18 protein-coding genes and 1 pseudogene are annotated in these 21,917 nt (G+C 69.5%); 12 read left to right on the forward strand and 7 right to left on the reverse strand.

What is annotated here, in order from left to right; all coding sequences use genetic code 11:
* Positions 1-96 precede the first annotated feature (96 nt).
* Complete coding sequence (locus tag D7X30_RS03250) at positions 97-3,297, forward strand: tetratricopeptide repeat protein (RefSeq protein ID WP_120561329.1); 3,201 nt, start codon at positions 97-99, stop codon at positions 3,295-3,297.
* Positions 3,298-3,305: 8 nt separating this feature from the next.
* Here D7X30_RS03250 and D7X30_RS03255 read toward each other — a convergent pair whose 3' ends face one another.
* A complete protein-coding gene (locus D7X30_RS03255; RefSeq protein ID WP_120561330.1) occupies positions 3,306-4,478 on the reverse strand; it encodes a metallophosphoesterase in 1,173 nt (390 codons plus the stop codon).
* Here D7X30_RS03255 and D7X30_RS03260 point away from each other — a divergent pair.
* The 4 genes and pseudogenes from D7X30_RS03260 (at position 4,386) to D7X30_RS03275 (ending at position 7,568) form a co-directional block, all read left to right on the forward strand.
* Positions 4,386-5,303 (forward strand): TIGR02269 family lipoprotein, encoded by a 918-nt coding sequence (locus D7X30_RS03260; protein WP_120561734.1) that lies wholly within the window; start codon positions 4,386-4,388, stop codon positions 5,301-5,303. The genes D7X30_RS03255 and D7X30_RS03260 overlap by 93 nt on opposite strands.
* 3 nt (positions 5,304-5,306) lie before the next feature.
* The gene (locus tag D7X30_RS03265) at positions 5,307-6,023 is read left to right on the forward strand and encodes a double-CXXCG motif protein (RefSeq protein ID WP_120561331.1); all 717 of its coding nucleotides are present in this window, start codon (positions 5,307-5,309) and stop codon (positions 6,021-6,023) included.
* Positions 6,024-6,299: 276 nt separating this feature from the next.
* Positions 6,300-6,848 (forward strand): annotated as a pseudogene (locus D7X30_RS03270) (TIGR02269 family lipoprotein); the annotation flags it as partial.
* Positions 6,849-6,851: 3 nt separating this feature from the next.
* A complete protein-coding gene (locus D7X30_RS03275; protein ID WP_120561333.1) occupies positions 6,852-7,568 on the forward strand; it encodes a double-CXXCG motif protein in 717 nt (238 codons plus the stop codon).
* Here the strand turns inward: D7X30_RS03275 and D7X30_RS03280 are convergent, their stop codons facing one another.
* From D7X30_RS03280 to D7X30_RS03290, 3 genes are all read right to left on the reverse strand, one after another.
* Positions 7,569-8,105 carry an FHA domain-containing protein gene (locus tag D7X30_RS03280; RefSeq protein WP_120561334.1) on the reverse strand — a complete coding sequence of 179 codons (537 nt, stop codon included), beginning with the start codon at positions 8,103-8,105 and terminating at the stop codon, positions 7,569-7,571. It lies immediately after the preceding gene.
* Between the two features lie 84 nt (positions 8,106-8,189).
* Positions 8,190-9,824: a long-chain fatty acid--CoA ligase gene (locus D7X30_RS03285; RefSeq protein WP_120561735.1), complete on the reverse strand. Its 1,635-nt coding sequence runs from the start codon at positions 9,822-9,824 to the stop codon at positions 8,190-8,192.
* A 104-nt stretch (positions 9,825-9,928) separates the two neighbouring features.
* Positions 9,929-10,966: a 6-phosphofructokinase gene (locus D7X30_RS03290; protein ID WP_120561335.1), complete on the reverse strand. Its 1,038-nt coding sequence runs from the start codon at positions 10,964-10,966 to the stop codon at positions 9,929-9,931.
* Positions 10,967-11,195: 229 nt separating this feature from the next.
* Between D7X30_RS03290 and D7X30_RS03295 the strand changes: the two genes are divergently transcribed.
* The 3 genes from D7X30_RS03295 (at position 11,196) to D7X30_RS03305 (ending at position 13,666) form a co-directional block, all read left to right on the forward strand.
* Entirely contained in the window at positions 11,196-11,954 is a 759-nt protein-coding gene (locus D7X30_RS03295) for a glucosamine-6-phosphate deaminase (RefSeq protein WP_120561336.1), read from the forward strand.
* Positions 11,955-12,029: 75 nt separating this feature from the next.
* Positions 12,030-13,148, forward strand: a complete 1,119-nt coding sequence (locus D7X30_RS03300; RefSeq protein WP_120561337.1) for an NAD(P)-dependent alcohol dehydrogenase — start codon at positions 12,030-12,032, stop codon at positions 13,146-13,148.
* Positions 13,145-13,666 carry a DUF4334 domain-containing protein gene (locus tag D7X30_RS03305; RefSeq protein ID WP_120561338.1) on the forward strand — a complete coding sequence of 174 codons (522 nt, stop codon included), beginning with the start codon at positions 13,145-13,147 and terminating at the stop codon, positions 13,664-13,666. Before D7X30_RS03300 ends, D7X30_RS03305 begins: the two co-directional genes overlap by 4 nt.
* Here D7X30_RS03305 and D7X30_RS03310 read toward each other — a convergent pair.
* From D7X30_RS03310 to D7X30_RS03320, 3 genes are all read right to left on the reverse strand, one after another.
* Positions 13,663-14,457 carry a lytic transglycosylase domain-containing protein gene (locus D7X30_RS03310; protein ID WP_120561339.1) on the reverse strand — a complete coding sequence of 265 codons (795 nt, stop codon included), beginning with the start codon at positions 14,455-14,457 and terminating at the stop codon, positions 13,663-13,665. The two genes, D7X30_RS03305 and D7X30_RS03310, sit on opposite strands and share 4 nt — an antisense overlap.
* A 92-nt stretch (positions 14,458-14,549) precedes the next feature.
* On the reverse strand, positions 14,550-15,101 hold the full coding sequence (locus D7X30_RS03315; RefSeq protein ID WP_120561340.1) for a hypothetical protein: 552 nt from the start codon (positions 15,099-15,101) through the stop codon (positions 14,550-14,552).
* A gap of 18 nt (positions 15,102-15,119) precedes the next feature.
* Entirely contained in the window at positions 15,120-15,719 is a 600-nt protein-coding gene (locus D7X30_RS03320; protein ID WP_233591351.1) for a hypothetical protein, read from the reverse strand.
* A gap of 325 nt (positions 15,720-16,044) precedes the next feature.
* Between D7X30_RS03320 and D7X30_RS03325 the strand changes: the two genes are divergently transcribed.
* The 4 genes from D7X30_RS03325 to D7X30_RS03340 all read left to right on the forward strand — a co-directional run bounded on the left by D7X30_RS03325 (position 16,045) and on the right by D7X30_RS03340 (position 21,782).
* Entirely contained in the window at positions 16,045-16,722 is a 678-nt protein-coding gene (locus D7X30_RS03325) for a carboxypeptidase-like regulatory domain-containing protein (RefSeq protein WP_120561342.1), read from the forward strand.
* A gap of 2 nt (positions 16,723-16,724) precedes the next feature.
* Positions 16,725-17,459 carry a hypothetical protein gene (locus tag D7X30_RS03330; protein WP_120561343.1) on the forward strand — a complete coding sequence of 245 codons (735 nt, stop codon included), beginning with the start codon at positions 16,725-16,727 and terminating at the stop codon, positions 17,457-17,459.
* Between the two features lie 56 nt (positions 17,460-17,515).
* Positions 17,516-18,817 carry a hypothetical protein gene (locus D7X30_RS03335; RefSeq protein ID WP_147443082.1) on the forward strand — a complete coding sequence of 434 codons (1,302 nt, stop codon included), beginning with the start codon at positions 17,516-17,518 and terminating at the stop codon, positions 18,815-18,817.
* 160 nt (positions 18,818-18,977) lie between these two features.
* Positions 18,978-21,782, forward strand: a complete 2,805-nt coding sequence (locus tag D7X30_RS03340; protein WP_120561345.1) for a beta-propeller fold lactonase family protein — start codon at positions 18,978-18,980, stop codon at positions 21,780-21,782.
* Positions 21,783-21,917: the final 135 nt, after the last annotated feature.

Here is a 21,917-nt window from a genome sequence, read left to right on the forward strand (position 1 = left end):
CTCGCACACGTTCCTGCATGATTCCTGGGGTCCCTGCCTCTAAGTCGGACAGGGGGGAGGCGGCTGGGTCAGCCTCGGTCTCCAGGAGGAGTTGGCATGCGGTGGGTTCTCGGGTGCATGGTGATGATGGCACTGGGGTGTGCCTCGCTCATGCCGGTGGGGCGGGAGCCCTCGGACCCGCGGCTGGCGGACGCACTCCAGGCCTATGAGCAGTCCGCGACGCTCTACGAGGCGGGCCGGTACGCGGAGGCCGTGGCGCCCGGTGAGCATGCCCTGGCGCTGCGGGAGGCCGTGCTCGGGGGCTCGCATCCGGACGTCGCCTACTGCCTGAACCTGCTGGGAGAGGTGTACCGCCTCCAGGGGAGCTTCGCCCGGGCGGGCGTCGTCCACGAGCGCGCGCTGGCCATCCGGGAAGCGGTGGTGAACGACGACGCGGTGAAGGCCGTCACGGTGGCCACGCTGCTCGGCTTCGCCGCCTCCCCCACCATGGAGACGGACCGGCAGGCCGGGGGCTTCTACGACCATGGGCACGCGTTGTCCCGGCGGACGAACAACCTGTTCAGCCTGGACAAGCGCCGCCGCATGGGCGCGTTCGCCAGCCAGGAGGTGACCCTCAGCGAGAACCAGTCCGCCTACGCCGAGTCCCTCAACAACCTGGCCAACCTCTACCAGCAGCAGGGGCTCTACAGCCGGGCGGAGCCGCTCTACTCGCGCGCGTTGGATTTGCGGGAGACGGTGCTTGGCAAGCACCACCTCACCGTCGCGGACTCGCTCAACAACCTTGCGCTGCTCTACCGGGAGCAGGGGCTGTATGGCCGGGCGGAGCCGCTCTACGTGCGGGCGCTCGCCCTGCGCGAGTCGGCGCTGGGCAAGGAGGATCCGCTGGTCGCGGACTCGCTCGACACGCTGGCCACGCTCTACCAGGACCAGGGGCAGTACGGCCGGGCGGAGCCGCTGGGGCTGCGCGCGCTCTCCATCCGGGAGGAGGCGCTGGGCAAGGAGCATCCGCTGGTCGCGGACTCGCTCAACAACCTGGCCAATCTCTATCAGGACCAGGGGCTGTACGACCGGGCGGAGCCGCTCTACGCGCGGGCGCTGGGCATCCGTGAGGCGGCGACGGACGGCAGCCCTTCGGACCTGGCGGCCGCGCTCAACAACCTGGCCACGCTCTATCATGCGCAGGGGAAGTACGACCGGGCGGAGCCGCTCTACGCGCGGGCGTTCCGGCTCTGGGAGAAGGCGTTCGGCAAGCACCATCCGCACGTGGCGGCTTCGCTCAACAACCTGGCCACCCTGTACCGGAAGCAGGGGAGGTACAGCCAGGCGGAGCCGCTCTACGCGCGGTCGCTGGCCATCTGGGAGGAGGTGCTCGGCAAGAGGCATCCGGACGTCGCCGGCTCGCTCAACAACCTGGCCACGCTCTACCGGGACCAGGGGAAGTACAGCCAGGCGGAGCCGCTCTATGAGCGCGCGCTGGCGATTCGTGAAGCGGTGCTGGGCCGGAACCATCCGGACCTCGCGGCGTCGCTCAACAACCTGGCGCTCCTGCGGCTGGCGCAGCACCGGCTGGACGACGCGGTGCCCTTGTTCACGCGCGCCTTCGGAGTCTCCGAGCAGCGCCTGCGCCGCGAGGCGCTCGAGTTCTCCGAAGCGCGGCTGGCCAGCTTCCTCCAGCACCTGCGCGCGGACGAGGAGCAGCTCTACGCGCTCGTGCGCACGCACCCGGACTCCGTCAACGTCCGGCGTCTGGCATTGAGCGCCGCGTTGCTGCTCAAGGGCCGCTCCGTGGAGGAGACGGCTGACATCTCCCGAGCGGTCTACCGGAGCCTGGGCGCGGAGGAGCGCGGCACCTTCGAGCGGCTGCGCAAGCTGCGCACCCAGCTGGCCAGTCTCTCGCTGCACGGGCCCGGCGCGCTCACGCCGTCCGCCTATCAGCGGCAGCTCACGGCGCTGACCGAGCAGGGCGATGCATTGGAGGCGACGCTCGCCAGCCGTTCCGCGCCGCTGCGCGCGTTGGCCGCGCTGCCCGCGCCGGGTGACATCGTCGACCGTGTCGCTGGCTCCCTGCCGGACGATAGTGCCCTCGTGGAGTTCATCACCTACGAGGACCGTCCCCTCGTGCTGGGAACGGGCACGGCCCAGCTCCGCTGTCTGGCGTTGGTGCTCCTGCCCGACGGGGACATCCGCGCGTTGGACCTGGGGCCCGCGGCGCCCATCGAAGCCGCGGCCTCCAGCCTGCGGGACGCGCTGGCCCGCCGGGACGCCGCCTTCGAGGGCTCCGCGCACGCGCTCTACCAGCTCGCGTTCCAGCCGCTGCTCCCGCTCTTGGGGAAGGCCCGCCGCCTCTTCCTCTCACCGGATGGTCAGCTGGCGCTGGTGCCCTTCGCGGCGCTGCACGACGGGCGTCAGTACCTGGTGGACAGCTACGACTTCACCTACGTCACCTCCGGGAAGGACCTGCTGCCCCGGCCCCAGCAGCCGCGGCCGGCATCCTCGGTGGTGGTGCTGGCGGATCCCGCGTTCAACACGACGCTGCAAGCCTCTGTGGGAGGCGCGTCCGTGGTGGCGGAGCGTTCGCCTTCGCTGCGGCGCGAGGACCTGGTGGCGCGCGACTGGGCGCCGGTGCCGCTGCCGGGCTCGCGCGAGGAGGCGGAGGCCATCCAGCGCCTGTTCCCGCAGGCGCAGCTGTTCCTGGGACCGAAGGCGACCAAGGAGCGGCTGCTGCACCTGCGCACGCCGGGCATCCTCCATCTGGCGACCCACGGCTTCTTCCTGGAGGACGCCGCCGCGCCGGAGAACGCGCGAGCCGTCGCGACCTTCGGAGCGTTGGGCGAGGATCCGCAGGCCGCGCGCCCGCCGGATCCACTGCTGCGCTCCGGCCTGTTGCTCGCGGGAGAGACGGAGAAGAAGAGCACGTCCGACAGTGCGCTGGTGACGGCGCTGGAGCTGGCGGGGCTGGACCTGTGGGGCACGCAGCTGGTGGTCCTGTCGGCCTGTGACACCGGGCGGGGCGCGGTCCGGCGAGGCCAGGGCGTCTACGGTCTGCGCCGGGCCTTCCTGGTGGCGGGCGCGGAGACGGTGGTGATGAGCCTCTGGAAGGTGGACGACGCGACCACGCGCACGTTGATGGAGACCTACTATCGCCACCTGCTCGGTGGTGAAGGTCTGGCCACGGCGCTGCGTGAAGCGATGCGGGAGCTGCGAAGGGCGCAGCCCCATCCGCACTACTGGGCGCCCTTCATCGCCATGGGGCGGGATACGCCGCTGCGGCTGCTCGAAGGGGGCTCGCGGCAGTAGCCCGCGCTTCAGGCGCTGCGCAGCGTGAGCAGCGTCACCTCGGGCGGGACGCCGATGCGGAAGGGGAGCCAGTGCCCCGTGCCGCCGGAGACGTAGAGGTGGCTGTCTTTGAAGCGGTAGCGGCCCAGCATGTGTTTGAAGGCGAAGCCGAACAGGGGAATCCCCAGGAAGGCCACCTGTCCGCCGTGGGTGTGGCCCGCGAGCGTGAGGCGCGCGCCGCGCTCGGCGGCGTAGGGGAAGAAGTCCGGGTGGTGGGATAGGCAGAGCACCACGTCGTCCGGATTCCCGTCCTTGAAGGCCGTCTCCGCGGAGCGCTGCCAGCGGCGGTCGCGCCCGGTGCGGCTGGGGCCGGACATGGGGTAGTCCACGCCCACCACGCGCACGCGCTGACCACCGTGCTCCAACACATGGGCTTCATCCACGAGCAGCCGGACCGGCGCGCCACGCTGTGACAGTTGCTCGTAGCCGCCCAGGACTTCCTCGAGCCCGCGCCAGTGCTCATGGTTGCCAAGCACCGCGAGCATGCCGTGGCGGGCCGTCGTGGAGGCGAGGGCGGCCATCGTCTCGTCGACCTGGTTCACGTCGTCGATGAGGTCACCGGTCATCACCTGGAGATCCACGCCCGCGGTGTTCATCACCTCCACGGCGCCGCGCAGGTACTCAGGGGAGATGAAGGGGCCCACGTGCACGTCGGTGATCTGCCCGATGCGGAAGCCGTCGAGCGCCGCGGGGAGGCCGCGCAGCTTCACCTCCACCTCGCGAACGGTGAAGCCCAGGCTGCCGCCCACGACGCCCACGCCGCTGGCGCTGATGGCGAGGACGGGCATGGCCTGACCGGCCTTCACCAGGAGGTCCCGGCGCCCCAGGTCCACGCCGGGAGGCGCGGCCTGCTTTCGGCGTTCCGCGCGCAGCTTGAGGATGAGGAACGGCGGGCCCATCAGCATCACCATCAGCGCGGCGATGCTCCACACCACGGCGAACAGCTTCACCGGCACGAGCGCCGGAGGCGTGTGGTGCAGGCCGTAGCCGGTGACCGCGGGCACGGTCCACGCCGCGAAGGCGAAGACAGAGAGGCCCACCAGCACGCCATGGCGCCAGCCCCGGGTGACGGCGGGCAACAGCCTGCGCAGCACGAGGTACGCGCCCAGGTAGACGAACAGCAGGACCAACAGCCTTCCCATGGTGTGCGCGCTCTCGGTGTCGTGAGGAGCCCCCAGGATAACGGACCCCCTGACCGCGCGCCGTGTCCCGTCACCGGGTTGCTCGCCTCCTGGGCTTCACGGAACTTAACGTGGAATAACGGGAAAATTAGAAGAGACTCCGGATCCGCTCTCCGCGTCGTGTGGCTGTGGCTGGTGCTGCTGCTGGGGTGTGCATCCGCACCCGGGCCCTCACCGGGGGAATCATCACGGGAGTGCGAGGCCAGCGACGAGGACCAGTGCCTCACGCACGTCTGCGAGGACGACGTCTGCGCGCTGTTCCGGTGCGAGGACGTGGCACCGAAGCGCATCGTGCGGACGCGTGGGGCCCTGCCGGTGGCACCCATCTTCGTCGCGCCCGGCAGTGGGCCGCAGCGGACGTGGGGAAGCGCGCAGGGCCTGCCGCGAGACGCGGTGCCCGTCATGGTGTTCCGCTGGCATCCCCGAGAGAAGCTCCCCAGCGAGCTTCGCCGCGAGAAGGCGCAACAGGAGTGGGCGAGGCGGCCGAAGGAGCGGCACCACATCTTCCCGCAGGCGTTCAAGGCGCATTTCGAGGAAAAAGGGATCAACATCCACCAATACGTCATCGCCATTGATGCGGAAGTGCATGCGCGCATCCACCGGGGCGAGCGAGGTGGGCCATGGAACCGGGATTGGGATGCGTTCATCCAGCGGCGGCGAGGACGAGCCCTGATGCCCGAATACTTTGAGCATGCCTCCCTGATGATTCAGAAGTACGGGCTCTTTGGGATGACGATGACGTACTGGCAGCAGGTGGAGCTTCTGCCCCTTCCAGCCGAGGACTGAACCATGCGCTACTTTTCTGTCGAGAGCCTGAAGGGCGATGAAGCAGGGCACTGGACGGGTTCGTACCGTGCTCGCCACCGATGGCACATCTCCGGGGTCGAGTGTCCCAGGTTCGGCGTCTGGGCGGGGATGGATGCCTTCCCCTCGGTGGATTTGGCCGAGGTCGCGGAGCCCGCGCTCTCTGAGTGGAAGGGACCCATGTCCCTCCCTGAATACAAACGATTGACTGCGCTTGTGCGCCCCTTCGTTCCCCCTGAACTTCCCCTCTACGCGGGTTGTACGTTCGGCCCCATGGTTGGAACCGCGCAAGGCAAGTTCGGTCCGGTGACTTGCTGGCCTTCGTGGGAAGTGGTCCTCCGCGAGGACGCGGTCGAACTGCTCAAGGTCGAAGGACTGAAAGGCGTCATCGCGGTCCGAATGGAGCTCAAGTCTCGTCGGAGCACGATGCCCGCGCTGTACGAGTTGGAAGCCCGGCCACTGGCGAAGCTGCACCCGGACTGCATCGGCGAGTTCAAGACACCCGCCTGCGACATCTGCGGGCGGCCTGAGTCATTCGACCTACCGCCGAAGCGTTGGCTCTTGCGCTCCACCGTGCCCGAAGGGCTCGACGTCTTCGGGGTCGAAGGCGCGAACCTGCACGTCGTCAGCGAGCGCTTCATCGAAACCGTGCAGCGCCTCGGCCCCAGCGACGTGCACTACCAGGAGCTACCCGTCGGCTGAACCGCGTCACATCCCTCCACCCGGGCTCGCGAGCCGCAGGTGCGAGTGCCGTGTCTCGGCCCGCTGGGCTTCCAGTTGAAGAACGTGGAGTCAGCGGGCAGGAAGTAGAGGAGCGAAACCGGAGGCGTAATGCGCGCGTGGTGGTGGCTTTGGGTTGTCTTGCTGGCAGGGTGTGCATCAGCGCCAGTGTCTTCGCCCCAAGAGGCATGGGCAGAGACGGAGTCATCACGGGAATGCGAGGCCAGCGACGAGGACCAGTGACTCACGCAAGTCTGCGAGGACGACGTCTGCGCGCTGTTCCGGTGCGAGGACCTGGCACCGAAGCGCATCGTGCGGACGCGTGGGGCCCTGCCGGTGGCACCCATCTTCGTTGCGCCCGGCAGTGGGCCGCAGCGGACGTGGGGAAGCGCGCAGGGCCTGCCGCGAGACGCGGTGCCCGTCATGGTCTTCCGCTGGCATCCACGGGAAAAGCTGCCCAGCGAGCTTCGTCGCGAGAAGGCGCAACAGGAGTGGGCGAGGCGGCCGAAGGAGCGGCACCACATCTTCCCGCAGGCGTTCAAGGAGCACTTCGATGACAAGCGCATCGACATCCACAAGTACGTCATCGCGATTGATGCGGAAGTTCATGCGCGCATCCATCGGGGCAAGGACGGTGGGCCTTGGAACCAGGATTGGGATGCGTTCATCCAGCGGGACCAAGGTGACGTACCGATACCGACGTACTTTGAGCATGCCTCCTGGATGATTCAGAAGTACGGACTCTTTGGGCTGACGATGACGTACTGGCAGCAGGTAGAACTCGCGCCCGTATCCGTCGAGGAATGAGCCATGCGCTACTTCTCTATCGAGAAACCGAACTTCGACGAGCCGGGACAATGGAGCGGGAAATACCGGGCACGCCACCGTTGGCACCTGTCTGGCGTCGACTGTCCTCGTTACGGCATCTGGTCACGGATAGGTGCATTTCCTTCAGTGGACCTCTCAGCCGTGGATGAACCGGTGCTCGCGAATCCAAAGGGCCCTACATCCCTTGAGGAGTACAAGCGGCTGGTGGCACTGGTACGTCCCTTTGTGCCTCCTGAACTGCCCGTTCATGCAGGTGGCTCGTTCGGTCCCATGGTCGGAACCGCCCAAGGCAAGTTCGGCCCTGTGACCTGCTGGCCTTCTTGGGTGGTGCTCCTCCGCGAGGACGCGGTCGAATTGCTCAAGGCTGAAGGCCTGAAAGGCGTCATCGCTGTCCGGATGGAGCTCAAGTCCCGCCGGAGCAACATGCCTGCGCTCTACGAACTGGAAGACCGGCCCCTGGCGAAGCTGCACCCCGACTGCATCGGTGAATGGAAGACGCCAGCGTGCGACATCTGCGGCCGCCCGGAGTCCTTCTCTCTGCCACCAAAGCGCTGGCTCTTACGCTCCACCGTGCCCGAAGGGCTCGACGTCTTCGGTGTCGAAGGCGCATGCCTGCACGTTGTCAGCGAGCGCTTCGTCGAAACCGTGCAGCGCCTCGGCCCCAGCGACGTGCACTACCGCGAACTCCCCGCGGAGTAATCACATCCCTCCACCCGGGCTCGCGAGCCGCAGGTGCGAGTGCAGCGTCTCCGCGCGCAGGTACAGGAACTGCGCATCCCCGAAGGCCAGCGCGTCCCCGTCCGTGAGCATCCGCTCCTCGCCCTCGCCCAGCTCCGCGGCGTTCAGCCAGGTGCCGTTCATGGACGCCAGGTCCTTCACCGAGCACGTCCCCTGCGTCGCGTGCCAGCGCAGCACCGCGTGATGCTTCGACACGGACGGGTCGTGCACCATCAGCGTGCACCCCTCCATCCGCCCCACCCGCAGCTCCTGCCCGTCCTGCTCCGGCCCCAGGAAGTGGACCTCCAGCGAGTCGAACGCCTGGAGCATCACCAGCAGCCGGTCCACCAGCCGTGAGCGGTGCGCCATGCCCACCGTGCGCGCCTCCGCCAACCGCAGCGCCACCTGCTGGAACACCGGCTCTGGCGGCTGTTGGATCAGCACCACCGGTCCGGAGGCTTGCAGGAACGCCTGGACGGGCGCGTAGGCGAACGGGCGGAGCTGTTGGACGGAGGGCATCACGCCCCCACGTTACCCCCAGCCCCGCCCCGGTGCGAGCCACGGACTCCCAGTGTCAGCTGCCCGGCGGTCCCTCCAACCACTTCAGGACGCGACAGCCGCCTTCATCAGGTGGTCGCCGTAATCCTCTCGCAGCTTCATCTTCAGGAACTTCCCCGTCGACGTGCGCGGAATCTGGGTCACGAAGAGGATGTCATCCGGCAGCCACCACTTCGCGAACTGCTTCTCCAGGTGCGCCGTCAGCTCCGCCTTTGTCGCCTCCTGCCCCGGCTTGAACACCACCGCCGCCAGCGGTCGCTCGTCCCACTTCGGGTGCCGCCCCGCGAACACCGCCGCCTCCAGCACGGACGGATGCGCCATCAGCGCGTTCTCCAGCGCCACGGAGCTGATCCACTCGCCGCCGGACTTGATGACGTCCTTGCTGCGGTCGGTGATGTGCAGGTAGCCCGCCGGGTCGATGGTCACCACGTCGCCCGTCTTGAACCACCCGTCCTTCGTGAACCGGTCCTTGCCCTCGTCCCCGTAGTACGACGCCGCCACCATGGGCCCGCGCACCTCCAATTCACCCATGGCCTTGCCGTCCCAGGGAAGAATCTCCCCCGTGTCGCTCACGTGGCGCGTCTCCACGAACGGCACGGAGTAGCCCTGTGACGCGTACGCATCCAACTGCGTCTCCGACGACGCCGTGTGCAGGTCCCCCTTGAGCCGCGCGAGCGTGCCCACCGGGTTCATCTCCGTCATGCCCCACGCGTGCAGCACGTTCTGTCCGTGCCGCTTGCGGAACCCGTCAATCAGCGCCGGCGGCGCCGCGGAGCCACCAATCACCATGTGCCGCATCCGGCTCAGGTCCCACTTGCCCGGCTCGCGGTCCAGCTGCGCCAGGATGCCCAGCCAGATGGTGGGTACGCCGCCCGCCACCGTGACCTTCTCGTTCTGCATCAGCTCCAGCAGTGACTGCGGATCCAGGTGTGGCCCCGGCAGCACCTGCTTCGCGCCCGTGAGCAACGCGTCGAACGGCAGGCCCCACGCCGCCGCGTGGAACATGGGCACCACCGCCAGCACCGTGTCGGACTCCTTCAGCCCCAGCACCTCTGGCAGGCAGCACACCAGCGTGTGCAACACGATGGAGCGGTGGCTGAAGAGCACGCCCTTCGGATTGCCCGTCGTGCCGGACGTGTAGCAGAGCATCGCCGCGCTGTTCTCATCCAGGCGCGGGAACTCGAACGTGGGCGACTCCGCCGCGAGCAGCTTCTCGTAGTCCAGCCGCCCCTCCGGCACCGGCCCGTCATCCGGGATGACGATGACGTGCTTGATGCTGCCGGCGGCCTTCTCGAACTTCTCCACCAAAGGCAGCAGCGAGCGGTCCACCACCACCACCGTGTCCTCGGCGTGGCGCGCGATGTAGCCCAGGTCGTTGGGGTGCAGCCGCAGGTTGAGCGTGTGCATCACCGCGCCCATCGCAGGCACGCCGAAGTACACCTCCAGGTGCTGGTGGTGGTTCCAGCTCAGCGACGCCACGCGGTCCCCGGGCTTCACCCCCAGCCGCGTGAGCGCGTTCGCCAATTGGCAGACACGCTTGTGGAAGTCCGCGTACGTGTAGCGGTGCAGGGACTTGTCCGGCTTGCGGCTGACGATCTCCTGCGCGCCGTAATAGGAGCGCGCCCGCTCCAGGAAGTGCGTCAGGGTGAGCGGGAAGTCCATCATGCGACCGGTGAGCATCGGCACCATCCCTTCGGGAGAGGGGGAAGGGCCGGATGCTACCGGATGCGCGGCGTCATGCCTGCCACTCCCGGTGGGGGCAGGCATGGCGCATTACGTCAATGTCAGCCGAAGAAAACCTGCGCGACCTCGAAGAACTCCTTGGGCACGCGCTTGAGCTCGCGGGTGGCCTCCGCCAGGTGCTCGCTGACGATTTCGTTGCCGCGCAGGGCGGCCATCTTGCCGAACTCGCCGCGGGCCACCATGTCGCACGCATGCACGCCGAACCGGGTGGCGAGCACGCGGTCGTGCGCCGTGGGGGCGCCGCCGCGCTGGATGTGGCCCAGCACGGAGACACGCGTCTCGAAGCCGGTGCGCCGCTCAATCTCCGACGCGACGATGTTGCCCACGCCGCCCAGGCGCGGACGGCCCGCTTCGTCCAGGGCTCCCGTCGTGACGAGCTGCTCGTTCTGCTCCGCGGACATCTTGATGCGCGTGCCCTCCGCCACCACCACGATGGAGAAGGTGCGCCCGCCCGCGTGCCGGCGCTGGAGGTGCTGCGCGACGGCCTCCAGGTCCGCGGGAATCTCCGGGACGAGGATGACGTCCGCGCCGCCGGCGATGCCCGCGTAGGTGGCGATCCACCCGACGTGACGGCCCATTACCTCGCAGACGATGACGCGCTTGTGGGACTCCGCGGTGGAGTGCAGCCGGTCCACGGCCTCCGTCGCGATGGCGACCGCGGTGTCGAAGCCGAAGGTGAAGTCCGTGCCGTTGAGGTCGTTGTCGATGGTCTTCGGCACACCGACGATGCGCAGGCCCTCCTGGGACATGCGCGTGGCGGCGGACAGGGTGCCCTCGCCGCCAATGGCGATGACGGCGTGGATGCCATTGCGCTCCATGGAGCGCTTCACGCGCTCCAGGCCGTTCTCCACCTTGAACGGGTTGACGCGCGAGGTGCCCAGGATGGTGCCACCCCGGTGGAGGATGCCGGAGGTGGTCTCCCGCGTGAGGCGGAAGTGGCTGTCATCCAGCAGGCCCTTCCATCCATCACGCAGGCCCATCATCTCGAAGCCGTGCTCGCTGGCACGGCGGACAATGGCGCGGATGACCGCATTGAGGCCGGGGCAATCACCCCCGCCGGTGAGCACGGCGACTTTCATGAGTCCGGTTCTAGCGCGACCCGGCCTCCGCGCGTGAGGACGGATTGCACGGAACGCCCGTGGGAAACCTTCCCCGGTCCCCGGGCGTGCGGGGGACCGGGCTTGTCAATCGTCCGCGGCGCTCACGTGTCATTCCCGGAAGCGTGGGGCCTTGCCGCGCGGCGCCACGCACCGGGCGGCTGGGGGACCGGCGACCGGGGCGGGGAGGCCGGCATATGCTGGCCAACACATGAACCTACGGGTGTTCCAGACGGAGCAGGAGGCGGCCGCCACCTGCGCGGCGCGCATCGCCGAGGCGGTGCGTCACACGCCGGAGCTGGTGCTGGGGCTCGTCACGGGGCGCTCGCCGCTCAACGTGTACCGGAACCTCGTGGAGCTGGCGGCCCGGGGGGCGCTGGACCTGTCGCGAGCGACGACGTTCAACGTGGACGAGTTCCTGGGACTGCCGCCCGAGGACGCTGGCAGCTTCCGCGCGTACATGGACCGGCACCTGTTCCGGCATGTGAATCTGTCAACGGAACGGATCCACTTCTTCGACGGGTGCGCGCCGGACGCGGAGGCGGAATGCGCGCGCTATGACGCGGCGCTCGCGGCGGCCGGGGGGCTGGACCTGCTGCTGTTGGGCGTGGGGCCCAACGGGCACATCGCGTTCAACGAACCCGGCGAGGTGCTGACGGCCACGAGCCACCGCGCGCGCCTGTCGCGGGAGACGCGGCTGTCTCACGTGATGGCATTTGGCGATGATCCGTCGAAGGTGCCCATGGCGGCGCTGACGATGGGCATGGCGGCGGTGCTCCAGGCGCGCAAGGTGGTGGTGCTGGCGTTTGGCGTGAACAAGGCCGCGGCGGTGACGGCGATGGTGCATGGACCGCTCACACCCCGGTGGCCCGCGTCGTTCCTCCAGCTCCACCGCGACGTGGAGCTGTGGCTGGACACGGGCGCGGCCAGCGGCCTGCTCGGGCGCAAGCTGGAAGCAGCCCGGACCTGACCCGGAAAGGCATGTGCGACCCCAAAAGGCCCGGGGCATGTGACTTTATTGGCGGACTGCCAATAGTATGTGGCCATGGGTCTTCCAGTGCGAGCCGCGCTGTTGCGGGAAGTGGGTGGTCCCTTCGTCATCGACGAGGTCGAGCTCGATGCGCCGCGGGAGGGAGAGCTGCGCGTGCGGGTGGCGGCGAGTGGCATCTGCCACACCGACCTCACGTACCGGGCGGGAGCGGGCCGCTTCCCACTGCCTGTGGTGTTGGGCCACGAAGGCGCGGGCGTGGTGGAGGCGGTGGGGGAGGGCGTGACGGGCTTCCAGCCCGGCGACGCGGTGGTGCTCAGCTACTTCTCGTGCCGTGGCTGCCGCACGTGCGCGGGCGGACACTTTCCGTACTGCGAGCGGGGCTACGCGGGGAACTTCTCCGGCTCGCGGCCGGACGGCTCGTTCCCCATGCGCTGGCGCGGCGAGCCCGTCCGTTCGAGCTTCTTCCATCAGTCGTCGTTCGCCACGCACGTGCTGGCGCATCAGCACAACGCGGTGAAGGTAGACGGCTCGGTGCCGCTCGAGCGGATTGCTCCGCTGGGCTGTGGGTTCCAGACGGGAGCGGGCGCGGTGCTGGAGGCGTTCCGGCTCCAGCGGGGGCAGCAGCTCGCTGTCTTCGGGGCGGGCTCCGTCGGCCTCGCGGCCATCATGGCGGCCCGGGTCGCGGGCGCGGCGCGCATCCTCGCGGTGGACCTCAGCGCGGAGCGGCTGGAGCTCGCACGTGAGTTGGGGGCCACGGACACGTTCCTGGCGGATGAGCCCGGGCTCACGAAGACGATGGTGACGCTCACCCGGGGAGGCGTGGACTTCGCGCTGGAGTGCGTCGGGTCGCCCCAGGTGTTGCGGCAGGCGTTCGACGTGACACGGCCCCTGGGCACGTGCGGGTTGCTCGGGCTTCCTGGCCGGGACGCGGAGGTCTCGCTCTCCATGACGGCGCTGCTCATGGGCCGGAGGCTGGTGGGCATCCTGGAAGGCAACGTGGACCCCAAGGCCTTCATCCCCAGGCTGGTCGCGCTGAACGCGGAGGGGCGCTTCCCGCTGGAGAAGCTGAGCCGCGCCTATCCCTTCGAAGCCATCAACGACGCGGTTCACGACATGGAGGCGCGCGTGGCGGTCAAACCGGTGCTGCGGATGCCAGGAGGCGGAACGACATGATGTTCGACGAAGCAGTGAAGGCCGGGCGTATCCATGTGGAGGATGCGCTCGCGTTGTTTGACAGCCTGCCCGCGGTGGACGTCGGGTTCATGCGCGGCACGTGGCAGGGGCGCGAGTTCCAGACGGGACACCCGCTGGACGGACTGCTCGCTTCGACCGGCTGGTACGGCAAGCAGTTCATCGACGCGGAGAGCGTGCACCCGTTGCTCTTCTACACGGAGGACCGCAAGGAGGTGTTCCCGGTGGATCCGCGGAAGTGGCCATCCCCGGAGCTCCCGGGGCCCGTGGCGCCGCACCGGGCCGCGGTGGCGACCGGGCAGTTCAAGGCGCGGCTGCGCATGCTGGAGTTCCGGGGGCGGCTCAGCGCGACGATGGTCTACGACGACCGGCCCATCCTCGACGTGTTCCGGAAGGTGGACCGGGACACGCTGCTGGGGCTGATGGATGCACGGGACATGGCGCCCTACTTCTTCGTGCTGCGCCGTGAGGCAGAAGGCCCACCCGGGCTTCGACCCTAACGCGTCGCGGAGGCGAGCTTCGCGGGAGGCTTGCTGCCCGCCGCCGGACGGGACGCGGGCTTCACGGGGGCCGTCCGCTTCGGTGCGGCGGCCGGCTTCGCGGTCGCATCCGGCGGACGGGCCTTCCGCGCGACGGGGGCCTTCACGGCGGCCGCCTTGACCGGAGTCGCGGAGACGGCCGGGCGCTTCGCCACGACCGGCGCCTTCGGCCGCGTGTGCTCATAGGCCGCGAGCACCTTGGCCACGTAGAACTCCGTCTCTCCGTTGCGCGGCACGCGCCCGTTCACCGACCCCGGGCCCGCGTTGTACGCGGCCACCGCCAGGCGCACGTCGCGGAACCTGCGCAGCTGTTCGGCCAGGTAGCGCCCGCTCGCGTCGACGGACGGCGCCGGGTCGAAGGGGTCCTCGACCCGCATCAGCGCCGCCGTGTCCGGCATGAGCTGCCCGGGCCCCATGGCCCCCGCGGGCGAGATGCGGTGCACCCGCGTCTCCGACTCCACCTGGATGAGCGCCTTCAAGAGCCCTGGCGGAATCCCGTGGCGGCGCTCCGTGTCCTCGATGAGCGGCTCCAGCGGGGGATGTCCATCCAGCACGCACTCGGGCCGGTGCGCCACGTAGGCCCCCAGCGCGCGCGCCTTCGTCTGGAGGAAGGAGAAGGACAGGGGCGACACGTGCGTCCCGCCCAGCCACGCCACGCCCAGGTTGAGCAGCACCACGGGCACCAGCGCGCACGGCACCAGCCACGCCCATCCCGGAATCTCGATGCCGCCCACGGCCCGCTTGCGTCCCACCCTCCCCACTTAAGGGCGCCAGGTGTTCCCGTCCAGCTTCCGGCCGGCTCGCCGCCCCGGCGGCGTCCTGCGCCGGGGCGGGAGTGGAGGAATCAGAACAGCAGGCCGAAGTAGTTGGCGCTCGCCTTGGCGCCCACGCAGACCTCGACGTCCGCGGTCCACGACTGCGTGGGGGGCGACCCCGTGGCCTGGAAGCGGAACTCCAGCTCCTCCTGCTTGGCCAGGTCCAGCACGTCCACCGCGCCGCTGCTGGTGAGCTCCAGCTTGTTCGTGGAGCCTCCGCTGCCGGTGCGCCGGAACTCGCCCAGCACCACGTACTCCGCGGAGCCCGGCTTGCGCACGGCGAGGCTGGCGCGCTCGATGCCGCTGATGTCCGTGCTGGCGGTGGCGTCGAAGAGCTTCAGCCGCAGCTCCGTCTCCACGTCGGCGTCCTCGGGCAGCGCGCTGGCGAAGTCACCCAGCGGAATCGTGAAGGACTGCTCCACGGAGCCGGCGATGGGCGGGGAGGCGGGGAAGGACAGGTCGTTCTCGGTCTTGCAGATGCGCTCGGCCTCCACCTCGATGGTGAAGAGCGAATCACAGCCCGTGCCCAACAGGGTCACGGCGCCAGCGAGCAGGAGGGTGCGGAAGGATTTCGTTCGCATGGTGGAAGGTCTCCTGGCTCAGAAGAAGTAGACGATGAAGCCCAGCTTCACCGACGGGATGGTGGCGCGCAGGTGCAGCGGTCCGGACGTGACGCTGTCGTCGCCGGAGGCGTCCTGGATGAGCGGCGTGGGCTCCGGCACGGTGAGCGCCACGTAGCTCAGGCCCACGTTCAGGAAGAAGTTGAAGCGGCTCTTGGTGCCCACCTCCAGGCCCACGCTGCCCGTCACGTAGTTGTAGGTGACGTCGCGGATGGCCTCCGACGCGGCGCTCGGCTCACGGCCCAGCCAGTCCAGCACCTCGCTGTACTCCGAACCGAAGTAGTGCCCGGCCTCCACGTTGAGGGTCGGCGCGATGAAGGTGTCAATCGGCAGGAGGGTCACACCGCCGCGCACGCCGATGCTGAGCGTGTTCGTGGTGGGGCCCGCTTGCAGCCGCAGCCAGTTCGTGGGGCGCACCACCGCGGACAGACCGATGCCGTGCGGAGCGCCCGCGTCCAGCAGCAGGCCCACCTTGTGGGGCGCGTCGTCCTGGGCGAGCGCCGGGGTGGCGGTGCCCAACACCGCCAGGCACCCCAGGGCGATGCCGGAGGAGAGAAGGGAAGGGTGTCGTCGTCTCAAGGAAGAAGAGTCCATCGTCATGACGAAAGTTCCACGGTGAATGCCGGCCCAGTGGGCATTCTTCGCGGAAGGCGAGCGGGAAATGAAGTGCTTCACGCGAAACCCGTACGGGCTTTCCGGGATGCCACGACCCGCGGTGGAGGGACTGCCCGGTTCCCGACACGCTGCGTAGTCCCTCAGAGCCTGGAAATGCGTGCAATGCCTGTCAAATCAAGGACGTCCTGTTCAATCCCCTGGGTGATGTCCAGCCAAACCGCTCAATGAGAGCGTATGATGAAGGGAAACGGTGGCGTGGCATTCAAGGCCGGGAACCGGGGGGCCAAGGATGATCGACGAAGTCGATCTGCGCATGAAGGCGTGGGTGGGACGCATTGCCACGGATGCGCCGGTGCACCTGGGCGTGCCCGACCGTGAGGCCCTGGACCGGGGTGTCTGTCTTTACCTCCTGGAGCTGGGTCCGGCGCCCCTGACCCGGGCGGGGAAGCGGGGCGCCCTGCAGTTCACCGTATGCTATCTGGTGACGGTGGGCGCGGAGACGCCCGAGCGCGCGCACCGGCTGCTGGGTGACCTGGTCTTCGCGGCCATGGGCGACAAGGAATTGGAGGTGGACCTGAGTCCGTTGCCGGCGGCGCTGTGGGCGGGGTTGCGTTCGGTGCCGCGTCCGGCCTTCCGCCTGCGGGTGCAGGTGCGCAAGGAGAAACCCCAGGCGGAGGGGCGATGTCTGTCATTGGTGGACGCGGCGTCCGCGCCGGCCCCCCTGCTGGGTCGGGTGGTGGGGCCCGGTGATGTGCCCATCCGGGACGCGTGGGTGGCGCTGCCCTCGCTGCAGTTGAGTACGCGCACGGATGCGGAGGGGCACTTCCACTTCCCCCGTCTGCCGCAGGGAGAGTCGCTGGGCCGGCTGGAGGTGCGCGCGGAAGGAGAGCTGCTGTCGGTGGAGTCGGAGGGGCTGGCCACCGGGACGTCGCCGTTGATCATCCGGATGCCGGTGAAGGAGGACTGACGATGCACGCGGCTCCGCCAGCCGAGGCCCTGGTGGCGCGGCCCCGCGCGCGGCGGCACCTCGCCTGGGTGCTGTCCCTGGCGCGGTGGGTGAAGGCCTGGGCGGAGCGGGTGCTCGCGGAGCACGCCGCCGCGGTGGCGAAGGCGGCGGTGGAGCTGGGAGGCGCGCGGGTGCGCTCGCTGCCCCTGCGCGAGCCGGCCGTGGTGCTGCTGCCGGTGCCCCTGTGGCCTCCCAGGGGGGGCGAGCCCCTGTCGCCGGTGCGTTCGGACGCGGTGTCCACCGAGACGCTCGCGGAGGCGCCCACGCCCCGCTTGAACACGCTGCGGTGCATCCCGACGGAGGGGGACGTGCCGGACGTGGAGCGCGAGGCCGTGTCGCTCCAGGTGGTGCCCCAGGTGCCCTTCGGCTTCGACCCGGATGACCTGCTGCCCACGGAGCCCGTGGCGGTGGTGGCCCCGCCACCGTCGCCCGCGCTGTTGCTCCAGGCCGCCGCGCTTCCTTGCGAGGACCTGTCGGAGCTGCCGCCCGTCGCGCCTCGGCCGTTGCAGGCGGTGACGTCGTTTCCCAGGGACCCCGCGAGGGACCTCATCGCGCTCCTGAAGGAGTCGATGGGAACGCCGGCCCAGCCGTCCGTGCCCTGGTCGGAGGCGGTACCGCCCTCGCCCGACGAACCCGCTGACGCGGCGGAGATGCTGCGTCAGTGTGAGCGATTGGAGCTGGAGCCGCCGGTGGAGTAACGGCGGGGGCATGCATCCGGCGGCCTGTCGCGCGCGGGGCTATGCTGTCCCGCGCGATGCGTGAGCGGTCACGTCCCAGCACTGCCCTGCCAGGCCTCACGGTGGCCGACGTCGAGCGTCAGTTGGAGGGCCGCGCGGAGGTCCTCACGGCGGCGCGGCGGCCGTACGCGGAGCTGGAGAAGGCGCTGTCCGGCCGGCGGTGGCGGCGCGCACTGGTGCGGCGTCCGGAGCTGGTGCCCGCGCTCGTGGCCGAAGCGCGTGCGGTGGAGGAGGCGCTGGAGCGCGTCCAGCGCCGCGCGGCGCAGGCGGCCTGGCCGGACGACACGCCTGTGTTGAAGGCGGCCCGGGAGTTGTCGGCGCGGCGGGAGCGGCTGACGCGGCTGGCCTGGCGCAGGTTGGATGTGCTGACGGTGGCTCCCGAGGGCGTGTCACTCGAAGAGGCGCTGACGCGGCTGGATTCGCTGGTGCGCCAACCCGCGAGCTGGGCGCTGAAGCCGGGCGAGGTGCTCGTCTTCGAGGACGACACCCGGCGAAGGTCGGACCCGAGCCTCGTGCCCATGTCCCTGCGGCAGGAAGTGTCGCCGCGCATGGTGTTCGCCTGGGGAGTGCTGACCGCGCTGTGCTCCCTGCTGTTGCTCGTCGTCCCCAGGTCGATGGATGTCCCGGTGGTGGCCTGCCTGGTATCGGGCACCCTTGGCATCCTGGCGGCACAGTTCCTGCGCGCTGGCCGGCTCCGGCTCACCAGCGAGCGGCTCATCTGGGTGCCGATGTTCGGTGAACCGCAGGAGGTGCGGTTGGGAACCATTTCCCCTGACGGCTTCCGGCTGGAACAGAACGTGGACCTCAAGGTGGAGGGAGATCGGCGGCTCCATGCACGCTCCGTCCGCGGGGTCACGGCGGTCGCCCTGCTCGTGGAGCTGCACCGTCAGCCCCCGCTGCGCGGCGCGGCCCGGACGGGCGTGCGCCTGGACAGCGTGGCGGTGTTTCCCGCGAAGCTCGGCAAGCGCACGGGCTTCTGCGTGCTGGGACCCCAGGGCCTCTCCTTCATCCCGGAAGGAAGGGGCCCCCAGGCCTTGAGGGCCGTCACCGGCCATCCGTCCGCGCTGCGCGACTTCGAGTCCGACCAGGTGCTGGACGCGCTGCGCTGGCTGCCAGAGGCGGAGTTCGACGCCTGCGTGATGCGCATGGTGGAGGCCACCGGCGGCGCGGCATGGGCCCGCTCGGAGGCGCGCTACGTGCCGGGCGCTCCGGTGTGGCGGCAAATCCGTATCGAGCGCGGGGGCCTGACGCTGACCGGCCGCGTGGAGTGGGACCAGCAGGACGCCGCCGAACGGCTCCTGCGCGACTGGCCTCGTTGACGGCGGTCCGACCAGGGAACGCCCTTCACTGCGTACACAGGGATGGAGTCTTTGCGCCGCGCAACGATTCCACCGGGTCCGGGTTCACCCGTTCCTCAATGTCAGACGCCACACCTACAGTGAAGCCGGGGTCCCCATCCCCCTTTCCCGAGAGACATCCATGAAAGTCAGACACCCGGTGGTGCGCCGTGTCTTCAAGCGCACCGCGTCCGCGGCGACGCTGCTGTTGGGCCTCGCCATGGGCAGCCCGTCGCACGCGCAGCACTTCACCGTCTTCGAGAGTGGCCAGGTGCGTCCCCTGGCACTGTCGCCCAACGGCCAGTGGCTCTACGCCGTCAACACGCCGGACAACCGGTTGGAGATCTTCCAGGTGGGCACCAGCGGCCTCACCCACAAGGGCTCCGTGCCCGTGGGTCTGGAGCCCGTGGCCGTGGCCGCGCGCACCAACAACGAGGTCTGGGTGGTCAACCACCTGTCCGACAGCGTCAGCGTCGTGAAGGTGGACGCGAACGGGCAGGGCGGCAGCGTGACGCGGACGCTGCTCGTGGGCGACGAGCCCCGCGACATCGTCTTCGCGGGCACCGGCAAGAAGCGCGCGTTCATCACCGCCGCGCACCGTGGCCAGAACACCGGGTTCGACCCGCAGCTCACCACGCCGGGTGTAGGCCGCGCGGACGTCTGGGTGTTCGACTCGGACAACCTGGGCACGACGCTGGGCGGCACGCCGCTCACCCGCCTCACCCTGTTCGGTGATACGCCTCGCGCGCTCGCGGCCACGCCGGACGGCAGCCGGGTGTACGCGGCCGCGTTCCACTCCGGCAACCGCACCTCCGTGGTCCACGAGAGCCTGGTCCCCAACGGCGGCGAGTCCGTGGGCGGTGTCCCCGGCCCCAACGTCAACCACCAGGGCATCCCCGCCCCGGAGGTCTCCGTCATCGTGAAGTACAACGGCGAGGACTGGGTGGACGTGCTCAACCGCCCGTGGACCGATTACGTCCGCTTCTCCCTGCCGGACAAGGACGTCTTCGCCATCTCCGCCACCGCCAACCCGCCCGTGCAGGTGTCCGGCGCGGCGGGCACCTACGCTGGCGTGGGCACCATCCTGTTCAACATGGCCGTCAACCCGGTGAGTGGGAAGGTCTACGTGAGCAACACCGAAGCGCGAAACGACCTGCGCTTCGAGGGCCCCGGCACCATGACGGGCAACACCCTGCGCGGCCACCTGCACGAAAGCCGCATCACCGTGCTGGGCGGCCCCAGCGCTCCCTCCGTCACGCCCCGCCACCTCAACACGCACATCAACTACGCGGCCTGCTGCGCGGCCACGCCCAACACGGAGAGCGAGAAGAGCCTCGCGCAGCCCACGGGCATGGCCGTGACGTCCGACGGCGCCACGCTCTACGTCGCCGCGTTCGGCTCGTCGAAGCTGGGCGTGTACGCCACGTCCCAGTTGGAGTCCGGCACCTTCACGCCCTCCACCGCGAACCAGGTCGCGCTGACGGGCGGAGGCCCCACCGGCCTGGTGCTGGATGAAGCCCGGGGGCGCCTGTACGTGCTCACCCGCTTCGACAACGCCATCTCCGTCGTCAACACCGCGACGAAGACGGAGGTCGCGCACCTGCCCATGTTCAACCCGGAGCCGGCCAGCGTGGTGCAGGGCCGCCCGTTCCTCTACGACGCGCGCAGCAGCTCCAGCCACGGCGATTCGTCCTGCGGCAGCTGCCACATCTTCGGCGACTTCGACAGCACGACCTGGGACCTGGGCAACCCGGACGGTGACGTGAAGGCGAGCTACAACCCCATCGTGCCGGTGCTGCCGGAGTTCGGCACGGACCCCACGTTCGGTCAGGACACGTCCTTCCACCCGCTGAAGGGCCCCCTGTCCACGCAGAGCCTGCGCGGCATGGCCAACCAGGGCCCCATGCACTGGCGCGGGGACCGCACCGGCGGCGACAGCGCGCCCAGCGTGCAGCCCAACAGCGGCACCTTCGACGAGGTCGCGGCCTTCAAGCAGTTCAACCCCGCGTTCAAGGACCTGCTGGGCCGCAGCTCGCAGCTGTCGGAAGTGGAGATGCAGAAGTTCTCCGACTTCATCCTCCAGGTCGTCTACCCGCCCAACCCCATCCGCAAGCTGGACAACTCGCTCACGGCTTCGCAGCAGGCGGGCAAGGACTTCTTCACGAACACCACCAGCTTCTTCCCGGGGTCGTGCGAGTCCTGCCACCGCGTGGACGTGAACGCGAACCCGGGCGAGGGCCCCTTCAAGGGCTTCTTCGGCACGGACGGCCGCAGCTCCTTCGACGCGGAGCCGCTGTTCCCCAAGGTCCCGCACCTGCGGAACCTGTACCAGAAGGTCGGCATGTTCGGCGCCGGCTTCCCCTTCGGCAACACGCCGGTGGATCCGTTCCTGGGGGACCAGGTGCGTGGCACGGGCTTCAACAGCGACGGCGCCATCCCCACGCTGTTCCTCTTCAACAGCGGCTTCGACTTCCACCCCATCTTCAACCAGGTGGGCATCCCGGACACGCCCGCGGGCTTCCAGGCGAAGAAGGACATGGAGGAATACATGTTCGCCTTCGAAACCAACCTAGCGCCCATCGTCGGGCAGCAGGTGACGCTCACCGCGACCAACGCGACGGTGGTGGGGACGCGCATCGACCTCTTGATGGCGCGCGCGGACGCGGGCGAGTGCGACCTGGTGGCCAAGGGCCGCGCGGGCACGTACGAGATGGGCTTCCGCTACCTGGGCAGCGGGCAGTTCAAGGCGGACCGCGCGGCGCTGCCGCTGGTGCCGTCCGCGTCGCTGCGCTCGGGCGTGGCCGCGAACCAGGGCGTGCTGACGTACACCTGCACGCCGCCGGGCTCCGGTCAGCGCGTGGGCATCGACCGGGACCTGGACGGCTTCCTGGACGGTGATGAGCGGGCCGCGGGCACCAACCCGGCGGACCCCGCCAGCCACCCGTAGCGGAAGACACTCGGCGGCCCGGGCACCTGTTGTCCGGGCCGCTGGTCGTAGCGCTCGCGGACGCCTGATATGTGAGGAACCCGTACGGCCTGGGCCGTGAACGGGAGGCGCCATGGGTGTCTGGGAAGGATGCGA

The organism is Corallococcus sp. AB011P (genome assembly GCF_003611605.1).
GTDB lineage: Bacteria > Myxococcota > Myxococcia > Myxococcales > Myxococcaceae > Corallococcus > Corallococcus coralloides.